Raw genomic sequence first — 9,010 nt, 5'->3', positions numbered from 1 at the left:
TCTGCCATGCTGAAGGCTTCGGTAAAGGTTGTTTTCTCGTTCGCCAGCCGGAACAAGTTCTGGTTCGGAATGATGATTAGCGTGTCGACCATTTTTTGCAGCGATTCAACGCCGTCTTCGGCCTGACGCATGCGCTTGGCGCCTTCGAATTGGAAGGGCTTGGTCACAACACCAACGGTCAGAACGCCCAGTTCGCGGGCAGCTTGCGCGATGATCGGCGCAGCACCGGTCCCGGTCCCGCCGCCCATACCGGCGGTTATAAAGCACATATGCGCACCGGCCAGATGATCCACGATCTGTTCAATTGATTCTTCTGCGGCTGCCGCCCCTACGGACGCACGTGCCCCTGCCCCAAGGCCCTCAGTTACTTTGATACCCAACTGGACCCGGTTTGTTGCGGCGGATTGTTGCAGCGCCTGCGCATCGGTGTTGGCAACGACGAAATCGACGCCATCCAGTTGTTTTTCAATCATGTTATTGACGGCGTTGCCACCAGCACCACCAACACCAAAGACGGTGATGCGGGGTTTTAGCTCGTCATGTCCGGGCATGGAGAGGTTGAGGGTCATAGTCAGGTCCGCCTGTCTGATTTGCCGCATTCGCGGGTGTTTTTGTGCCTAAATTGCAGCGACCCTAGCGTTTTGCGCCCCCAACGTCACCCTCAAATCGCAAATTTGCCGCAAAATATGGGCATATTTGAACACATGTCCGCAAAATTTCGCCGAGATATGGATATCTTGCGGTTGAGTATGCAAAAGACACAAACAGAACAGCAGCGCGCGCCGCGATGGCGCGCGAAATACGAGTTTTTGTGCAAACTGCTCTGTCTGCCATGTGTTGCGGCCTGCCATGTGCCGCGCGCCTCTTTCGGGCGTTAAGAACAAAGTGATCCATAACGCCCTGACAATCAAGCGATTCCCTAGCTCAGCGGTACCTCTGGGCAGCCCAGGTCCTGATCGTTGAACTGCGCAAATTGGCTTTGCCCAAAGGCGCCACCGACGCCAAAGACCATGAGGGTCCCGTTTGTGTCGTAAGGCACCCAGCACACTGGAGTTGTCCGACCAAGATCACGGTATAGGAAGCAGATCTGCCCGTCGGGTGTCGTGATTTCACCATAAACACATCTGTCTGCACGACCGCGCCAAACCGAGAGCCGTGGGGAGAGAAACTGCTCTACGCCAACAAGATTGCCTCTGTCGCGATCGTAGAACGAAACTGTTTTCCCAGTGACCCGTGCCAAAAACTCTTCGGGCGCGATCCGCTGTTGGGCCGCGCCCGGTTGCACGAACAGCGCGGCCAGCACAATCGCGCACAGAGAGCGGCCTACCAATTGTCGCGGAACCATTTGACCGCCCGACGCAGCGACCGCGCGGGATAGCGATCAGCAGGAATATCAAAATCCCACCATTCATCCTGCGGATGGGCCGCAAAAAGGGCCAGACCGACAGCCGACGCAAAACCCGGTCCCGTGGCCGCCTGCGGCAACCCGTGCACCCGCAAGGGCCGTCCCAGACGCACCTGCTGGCCCAGGATCTTTGAGGCGAGACCGTCAAGACCGGGGATCTGGCTACCCCCGCCGGTCAACACAATCTGCTGGCTGGGAAGATGATCGAACCCGGCGGCATCCAGACGGGCACGTACCTCCTCCAGAATCTCTTCCACACGGGGGCGCATGATCCCGATCAGTTCCGCCCGCGATGCTGTGCGACGGTCATGTTCATAGTCGCCCGTATCACCACCAATTTCGATCATCTCGCGATCGTCCATTCCAGTGGCATGCACCCCGCCATAAAAGGTCTTGATCCGCTCGGCATTGGCCATGGGCACCTGCAAGCCCATCGAAATGTCGCTGGTCACGTGATCGCCGCCCATGCGCACCGCATCGCCATAGATCATGTGCTTCTTGATAAAGATCGACACGCCGGTCGACCCGCCGCCCAGGTCGATACAAGCCGAGCCAAGCTCTTGCTCATCCTCGACAAGCGCCGCAATCCCGGACGCATAGGATGATGAGGCGATGCCCGCCAGTTCCAGATCACAGCGTTTGATACAATGCGCGAGGTGCTGCACTGCCGACGCGTCCACGGTCAGCATATGTAGATCAACGGCCAGTTCATTGCCCAACTGCCCACGCGGATCGGACAGACCCGAACGGTGATCAAGCGCGAAGTTCACGGGCTGCGCATGTAGTACTTCGCGCCCTTCCCCGTAATCCGGCACATCGCAACGCGACAGCACGCGGGCCACATCCTGTTCGGACACGACGCCGCCCTCGAGGTCCAGCCGCGCATCAAGGCCATAGCTGCGTGGCTCGGCCCCGGCAAAACATGCAATAACGTGATCAACCCGAATACCCGCCATCTTCTGTGCTGCCTGCAAAGCTGTGCGAATGGCGCGCTCGGTTTCCTGCATGGCGCAAATCTCGCCAAAGCGGACGCCTCGCGACCGGGTTGTCGCAGCGCCGATCACCCGGAACCCGGACTGCCCGGCAAGTGATCCGATCTCGCCCTCTTCGCCCAGCTGGTTCGTGCCGTCAAAACGCAAAACCAGACAGGCAATCTTCGAGCTGCCCACATCAAGGATCGCCACCACACCCCGCTGCATCGCGATCTTGCGCATGTTCCGCATGCTGCGCTGGCTGGCATAAAGGTCGGTCATCACTACTACTCGGTCCCCGGGGTCAACTGTCTGATACGCCGCCATTCGGCGGTGGAATTGTCTGTCATGCGCACGGTCGGTCTGTCGGCCAAACGCAGATCAATGCGGGCAATGTCGCGCTTCAAAACCTCGTCCACGCCATCAAGGGCAATCACGCGTTCAAGCGCTTGCACCGCGCCATCGGTCGGCAGCATGATGCGTTGATTGCGATCCAAAACGACGTCCCAACGCCGGTCGCCGAGGCGGACCAGCCCGCGGAGGCGATCACCAAGGGGCGCACCCGCTGCAATCAGTTTCATGGCCTCGTCCACATGGCTCGCGGCCCCCTCCCCCGCGATCACGGGCAGGTCGGAACGTAGACCGCGCCGCGCAATCGGTCGGACAAGAGCGCCGGCCTCATCGATCAGCGTCAGGCCCTCGGGTTGGCGCCAGATGGCGACCGGAACGCGCGGCGTGATGTCCACCTGCAAAACACCGCCCGGGCGAATGCGCACGGTGGCTTCCTTGACCGGGGGCATCTCGCGCACGGTGGCGCGGATGGCTGCCGGATCGAGGTCAAAGGATGAGATCGGAAAATCAAGCGGGACAGCCGTGCGGATGGCTTCGGACAGTTCCGTGTCCGCACCATCGATAGCCATTAGGTTGACCATGAACTCCGGGCGCTGCTCGATACTGGCCCTGGCTTCGGCCACGGTGGCCTGAATGGCCTCTTGCGTGTCCGGGTTCGAAAGCCACCACGTCGCGGCACCAAAGGACAGCACGAATGGGACACCTGCACGCAGCATCAACCGGATCCCCGGCGTCAGCATCAGACGCTGCATGCGCCACGACCAGCGCGACGGGGCTGGATCAGCACGCCTTACCGGTTGCATGACGCATCCTCCACCATCCAGGCACAAAACTCACCAAAGGACATGCCAGCCGCCTGCGCCTGTTCCGGCGTCAGCGAGGTTGGGGTCATTCCGGGCTGCGTGTTGATTTCAAGCAGGATTAGACCGGCGGCGCCCTTGCTTTCATCCCACCGAAAATCGGTGCGCGTTACCCCCCGGCACCCAAGTGCCTGGTGCGCGCGCAAGGCGTAATCCTCGCACAGGTTGGCGATCTCGGTTGGGACGTCTGCCGGGATCACGTGCCGCGAACCACCGGGCTTGTACTTGGCGTCATAATCATACCAGCCGTCCGTGATGATGTCGGTCACACCCAGCGCGCGATCGTCCATCACTGTGGTGGTCAGCTCGCGCCCATGCGCGAAGGCTTCGACCATGACCTCGGCGGGCATGTCATCGCTCAGGCGTGGCGGGCGGTTGGCCCCCTCCTGCACGAGATAAACACCAACGCTCGATCCCTCATTGTTGGGTTTCACGACATAGGGCACCGGCATAACGTGGTCGGCCATCACATCTTCTTTCGACCGGATGACGCTGTCGACAACGGGCAAGCCCGATGCGCGAAACACCTCTTTCGTGCGCTGTTTGTCCATCGCCAGCGCCGAGGCCAGAACGCCAGAATGCGAATAGCGAATACCCAGCCATTCAAGGATACCCTGCACACAGCCATCTTCGCCCCAACGGCCATGCAGGCAGTTCAGAACGGCATCCGGTGCAATGTCCTGCAAAACAGAAGCAACATCGGGGCCCGCATCGACCTCGACCACCTCATAACCCATGTCCCTCAGCGCGGCTGCGCAGGCCTGTCCCGTTGACAACGACACCTCGCGCTCAGCCGAGGGGCCACCCTTTAACACCGCCACTTTGGAACGTCTGCTCGACTGCCCCGCCATGTGCCTCTAAGTCCCGGGGTCCTTTTGCGAACCCTCGATTTATACGCCGATTCTCGGCCTGCCTTGCACGCGAAACCCTATGCCGGATCACCCACGCGCATGATTTCCCATTCTAGCGTGATGCCACTGGAATCGTAAACCTTTTTTCGCACATCTTCGCCCAATCCTTCGAGATCGGCAGCGGTTGCCTGCCCAGTGTTGATCATAAAGTTCGAGTGCTTTTCGCTCATCTGTGCCCCACCCCGCCGCGCACCGCGCAGGCCTGCGTCATCAATAACCTTCCAAGCCTTCAGGTCATGGACATCATCGTCTTTCCCTGTGGACGAGAACCCGGCCGGATTTCGGAATGTGGAACCCGCGCTGCGGTCCTTGGTGGGCTGGGTCGCATCCCGCTTGGCCAGTTGGTCCGTCATGCGCGCATGTAGGTCATGCGGGTCTCCCTCGGACCCGCGCAAGGTCACATGGGTGAGGACAGCGCCCTCGGGCAGATTGCTTTGGCGATACTGGAAATCCAGATCGCTCGCGTCCAGACTTGTGATGGTGCCATCCCGCAGCACGACTTGCGCCTGAACAAAGACATCCGCTGTATAGCTGCCATAACAGCCCGCATTCATACGCACCGCACCGCCAATCGCACCGGGGATGGTGCGCAGAAATGTCAGGTCGATGCCCGCATCCGCCGCCTTGCGCGCGACATGGGCATCAAGGGCTGCCGCCCCTGCCGTGATCGTATCTCCATCTACCTCGATGCCGTTGAAACCACGACCCAAACGGATCACCACGGCCCGCAGACCGCCATCCCGCACGATCAGGTTGCTGCCCACCCCCATGGGAAAGACAGGAACGGCAGGATCAAGGGCAGCAAGAAAGGCGCTCAAGTCGTCGACATCGGCAGGCTGAAAAAACCAATCCGCCGGGCCGCCAACACGCAACCATGTCAGGCCGGACAAATCCTTGTTTGGGGTCAGTGCGCCGCGTACGGCTGGCAGGTCATAGGTCATGGCGCTGCAATGCCGCCATGGGTGCAAGAGGTCAAGTCGCCTTGCTGTGACGACGGATCAACCCGCAAAACACGGCCCCGCCGAGCAGCCCGGATGCCATCGGCAATGCGACAAGAAAGGTGGCCACGACCGCCGCGAACCCGTCGCCGGGAAGCGTGTTTGGCGCCATCGCAACCCATAGCACAGCCGACGCCAGGACAATGAAAATGGCGGCCAGACTGCGCAACATGAACCGCGCAGCCAGAGACCAGCCCGCCACAATCCCCAGACCAAGTGCCGTCAAAGCAATCACATACATCATCGGATCAACCTCCTTTTGAGCCAGCGGCTCAGATAGATCACCGGCCACCGCAGAATACTCATCCCCGCAACCATGATAACAAGTCCCAACCAGGGACCGTGCTGCCAGGTGACGTACCCGATGATTGGAATGCCAATGGCAATCAGCCCATAGGCATTTGTCCAATGGTTGTCCCGGCTTGGAAGCATCGCAAGCACATTTGCCGCGACGCCCCAAAGGCACGCAAGTATCAGGGACAGACTCATGAACGAAACTCCGGCGGAAGTTGAGGGTTCTGACCACGGGCCTTGGCCAGAAAATAGCGAAGCGGGTTTCGAAACATCGACACAAACGCAGCAAGAGCAAGGACCCCTGCCCACCACGCCACGCTGATGCCCACCCACAAAATCAAAACGGGCGCAGTGATCAGAAGCCCTATGCCGGGGACGTATTGGTGTCGCATGGGCAGCATCGCGACAATCGATGCGGCAAATACCCAACCTATGCACGTCCAGAGCAACACTAGCTGTTCCCACCGAACCGGTTGCCCAAGGTCCAGCCGAGCATCAATGCAAGTGCGGCTGGACCAGCAAAGAACAACGGTGACCCCGGCGCGCCTGCAAACAGGTTGTAGAGGCTCAAGATCACACACAGCACAATCAGCGCACCCAACACCATGGGCAGGTTCCGCATGCGCAGCAAGATACCGATGGGCATCATCAACAAGGCAAAGATGATTGCGAGAATGCTCACGCAGCCCCCTTGTGCAGTCTTGCTGGCAAACCGTTGGCCCACGCGCTGATCGACCCGGCCCCAAGGCAGACGACCATATCACCCGGCCGCGCCTGTTCGCGCACCAAGCGCTCAAGATCGTTTTCGTCCACGACCGCGCGCGCATGCCGGTGACCGTGGCGGATCAGCCCTGCAACAAGATCATCACGGCTCGCGCCTTCAATCGGGTCCTCTCCGGCGGCAAAGATATCGGCAATGCCCACGACGTCGGCATCGTTGAAGCACGAACAGAAGTCATCGAAATGATGATGCAGCCGCGTGTAGCGGTGCGGCTGGTGGACCGCGATCACGCGGCCTGACGTGGCTTGGCGCGCAGCTTTCAACACGGCAGCAATCTCGGTTGGGTGGTGGCCGTAATCGTCAATGATCGTGATGCCCTCAACCTCACCCACACGGGTAAACCGACGGTTAACGCCGCCGAAACTGGCCAAGGCGTTGCGGATTTCGTCCGCTTTCATGCCCAGATGACGGGCCACGGCGACAGCGCTGAGCGCATTCGACACGTTGTGATCCCCGGGCATCGGCAGACTGCACCCTTCGATCACCTGATCCTCGGCCTGCAGGGCAATGTCGAAATGGGCCACGCCGTTCTCATAGGTCAGGTTTGTCGCCCGCACATCCGCCTGCGCGTTGAAGCCATAGGTCACCACGCGGCGGTCCGTGATCTTGCCCACAAGGCTTTGCACATCCGGGTCGTCAGTGCAGCACACAGCCAAGCCATAGAACGGAATGTTCGACACGAAGTCATAAAAGCCTTTGTGCAAGGCCTCTTCGGTGCCCCAATGCTCCATATGCTCGGGGTCAATATTGGTCACGATGGCGATGGTCGCGGGCAAACGATTGAAGGTGCCGTCACTCTCGTCAGCCTCGACCACCATCCACTCGCCGTCACCCTTCCGGGCATTCGAGCCATAGGCGTGGATAATGCCGCCATTCACAACGGTCGGGTCAAACTTGCCCTCATCCAGCAGGGCCGCAACCATCGTGGTGGTCGTCGTTTTACCGTGTGTCCCAGCCACCGCAATGTTCGAGCGCAACCGCATCAGCTCTGCCAGCATCTCTGCCCGGCGCACGATGGGTAGGCCCCGCGCCCGCGCTGCGTCCAACTCCGCATTGCCAGGCTTGATGGCGGACGAGATCACAACCACCTCCGCCTCCTCAATATTCTTCGCAGTCTGGCCCACGAACACACGCGCGCCCAGTTCCTGCAACCGATCCGTGATCGGCGTGCGCTTCAGGTCAGACCCCTGCACAACATAGCCGTGGTTCAACAGCACCTCGGCAATGCCCGACATACCAATCCCGCCAATGCCGACGAAATGAATGGGGCCCACGTCTCCAGGTAGTTTGGTGGCGGCGTTCATTGGGCATTCCCTTTCTGGCTGAGGGTTTCGACCATATAGACAAGTTGCTCGGTGGCATCCGGCTTGGCAACGGTCAGCGCGGCGTTGGCCATTTGCAACGCGCCGTCCGGATTGTCCAGCACGGCATTGATCTGTTCCGCGACGTTTTCGACGTTCAACTGACTTTCGGGGATCAGGATGGCCGCCCCCGCATCCACCAGCCCCCGTGCATTGGCCGTCTGTTCATCGCGAATGGCCGACGCCAAGGGGACAAGGATCGACGGACGCCCAATAATCGAAATGTCCGCAACCGACGATGCCCCAGAGCGCGAGATGATCAACTGCGACTCGGTCATCCGGCGCGGCACGTCGTGAAAGAACGGCTGCACATCGGCATTGATCCCGTTTTCAGCATAGAAGGCGCGCACACGCTCCTCATCCTCGCCCCGCGCCTGATGGCTGACCCGGATGTTACGCAAACGATCCATCGACAGGCTGGCGATCGCCGGCGGGATCACATCGGACAAGATGCGCGCACCCTGGCTGCCACCAATCACCAAAATCTCCATCGGGTAGTCACCGGGCGCGATGTAACCCGCCCCGGCCCGCTCCAGCACCGAATTGCGTACCGGGTTACCGACAAAGGTGCACTCAACGCCCTCGGGCAGTTCAGTGGGCCATGTCCCGCAAGCCACCGCATCGACGCGCTTGGCAAAAAGCTGGTTCACACGGCCCAGTACGCCGTTCTGTTCATGGATCATGCGCGGGACACGGAGGATCGTGGCGGCAGCAAGCGCCGGAATGGTCGGATAGCCACCAAAGCCGACAACCACCGCAGGACGATCCCGCAGCATCTTGATCTTGGCGGCAGCAATCCCTGCCGCGATGCGAAACGGCACTACTGCCTTGGCCAGAATGCCACCCCGCGCAAAGGTGGCCGAAGACATCTGCTCGATTTCGGTCGTGTGCGGAAAGCCACCGGTGTAGCGCGCACCGCGCGCATCGGTACTCAACTTGACCCGCCACCCACGCGCCAGCATCGCCTCGGCCAAAGCCTGCGCCGGGAACATATGACCACCGGTCCCACCTGCAGCGATCAGAAGAAGCGGCTGTTGCGTCATCGGCGGCGCCCCAACAGATCGGAAATCTCGCCCTG

The 9,010-nt window shown here is 60.5% G+C and carries 12 protein-coding genes; all 12 read right to left on the bottom strand.

Features of this window, described 5'->3' with window-relative positions; translation table 11 throughout:
• Positions 1-569, bottom strand: a 569-nt coding sequence (locus AC6RA8_RS19035; RefSeq protein ID WP_500354887.1) for a cell division protein FtsZ, incomplete at its 3' end; no start/stop codon positions are given.
• Between the two features lie 350 nt (positions 570-919).
• On the bottom strand, positions 920-1,345 hold the full coding sequence (locus AC6RA8_RS19030; RefSeq protein ID WP_500354885.1) for a hypothetical protein: 426 nt from the start codon (positions 1,343-1,345) through the stop codon (positions 920-922).
• Entirely contained in the window at positions 1,324-2,658 is a 1,335-nt protein-coding gene (ftsA, locus tag AC6RA8_RS19025) for a cell division protein FtsA (protein ID WP_189369814.1), read from the bottom strand. Before ftsA ends, AC6RA8_RS19030 begins: the two co-directional genes overlap by 22 nt.
• Positions 2,659-2,663: 5 nt before the next feature.
• A complete protein-coding gene (locus AC6RA8_RS19020; protein ID WP_500354883.1) occupies positions 2,664-3,530 on the bottom strand; it encodes a cell division protein FtsQ/DivIB in 867 nt (288 codons plus the stop codon).
• Complete coding sequence (locus AC6RA8_RS19015; RefSeq protein WP_500354882.1) at positions 3,518-4,438, bottom strand: D-alanine--D-alanine ligase; 921 nt, start codon at positions 4,436-4,438, stop codon at positions 3,518-3,520. Before AC6RA8_RS19015 ends, AC6RA8_RS19020 begins: the two co-directional genes overlap by 13 nt.
• A gap of 77 nt (positions 4,439-4,515) precedes the next feature.
• On the bottom strand, positions 4,516-5,439 hold the full coding sequence (gene murB, locus AC6RA8_RS19010) for a UDP-N-acetylmuramate dehydrogenase (protein WP_500354881.1): 924 nt from the start codon (positions 5,437-5,439) through the stop codon (positions 4,516-4,518).
• Positions 5,440-5,470: 31 nt separating this feature from the next.
• Entirely contained in the window at positions 5,471-5,740 is a 270-nt protein-coding gene (locus tag AC6RA8_RS19005; protein WP_500354880.1) for a hypothetical protein, read from the bottom strand.
• Entirely contained in the window at positions 5,737-5,985 is a 249-nt protein-coding gene (locus AC6RA8_RS19000) for a DUF2484 family protein (protein WP_500354878.1), read from the bottom strand. The genes AC6RA8_RS19005 and AC6RA8_RS19000 overlap by 4 nt, the downstream gene beginning before the upstream one ends.
• Positions 5,982-6,242, bottom strand: coding sequence for a DUF2484 family protein (locus tag AC6RA8_RS18995; RefSeq protein ID WP_500354877.1), 261 nt, complete (start codon positions 6,240-6,242; stop codon positions 5,982-5,984). The genes AC6RA8_RS19000 and AC6RA8_RS18995 overlap by 4 nt, the downstream gene beginning before the upstream one ends.
• Complete coding sequence (locus AC6RA8_RS18990) at positions 6,242-6,472, bottom strand: hypothetical protein (RefSeq protein ID WP_500354875.1); 231 nt, start codon at positions 6,470-6,472, stop codon at positions 6,242-6,244. The genes AC6RA8_RS18995 and AC6RA8_RS18990 overlap by 1 nt, the downstream gene beginning before the upstream one ends.
• A complete protein-coding gene (gene murC, locus AC6RA8_RS18985; RefSeq protein WP_500354873.1) occupies positions 6,469-7,875 on the bottom strand; it encodes a UDP-N-acetylmuramate--L-alanine ligase in 1,407 nt (468 codons plus the stop codon). Before murC ends, AC6RA8_RS18990 begins: the two co-directional genes overlap by 4 nt.
• A complete protein-coding gene (locus AC6RA8_RS18980) occupies positions 7,872-8,975 on the bottom strand; it encodes a UDP-N-acetylglucosamine--N-acetylmuramyl-(pentapeptide) pyrophosphoryl-undecaprenol N-acetylglucosamine transferase (RefSeq protein ID WP_500354889.1) in 1,104 nt (367 codons plus the stop codon). Before AC6RA8_RS18980 ends, murC begins: the two co-directional genes overlap by 4 nt.
• Positions 8,976-9,010: the final 35 nt, after the last annotated feature.

It is taken from the genome of Tateyamaria sp. (genome assembly GCF_059783535.1).
This window is presented reverse-complemented; position numbering and strand designations above follow the sequence as displayed.

Coding starts and splice junctions, on each gene's coding strand:
- AC6RA8_RS19030 (WP_500354885.1), bottom strand. CDS start 1,345: ATGGTTCCGCGACAATTGGTAGGCCGCTCTCTGTGCGCGATTGTGCTG.
- ftsA (WP_189369814.1), bottom strand. CDS start 2,658: ATGACCGACCTTTATGCCAGCCAGCGCAGCATGCGGAACATGCGCAAG.
- AC6RA8_RS19020 (WP_500354883.1), bottom strand. CDS start 3,530: ATGCAACCGGTAAGGCGTGCTGATCCAGCCCCGTCGCGCTGGTCGTGG.
- AC6RA8_RS19015 (WP_500354882.1), bottom strand. CDS start 4,438: ATGGCGGGGCAGTCGAGCAGACGTTCCAAAGTGGCGGTGTTAAAGGGT.
- murB (WP_500354881.1), bottom strand. CDS start 5,439: ATGACCTATGACCTGCCAGCCGTACGCGGCGCACTGACCCCAAACAAG.
- AC6RA8_RS19005 (WP_500354880.1), bottom strand. CDS start 5,740: ATGATGTATGTGATTGCTTTGACGGCACTTGGTCTGGGGATTGTGGCG.
- AC6RA8_RS19000 (WP_500354878.1), bottom strand. CDS start 5,985: ATGAGTCTGTCCCTGATACTTGCGTGCCTTTGGGGCGTCGCGGCAAAT.
- murC (WP_500354873.1), bottom strand. CDS start 7,875: ATGAACGCCGCCACCAAACTACCTGGAGACGTGGGCCCCATTCATTTC.
- AC6RA8_RS18980 (WP_500354889.1), bottom strand. CDS start 8,975: ATGACGCAACAGCCGCTTCTTCTGATCGCTGCAGGTGGGACCGGTGGT.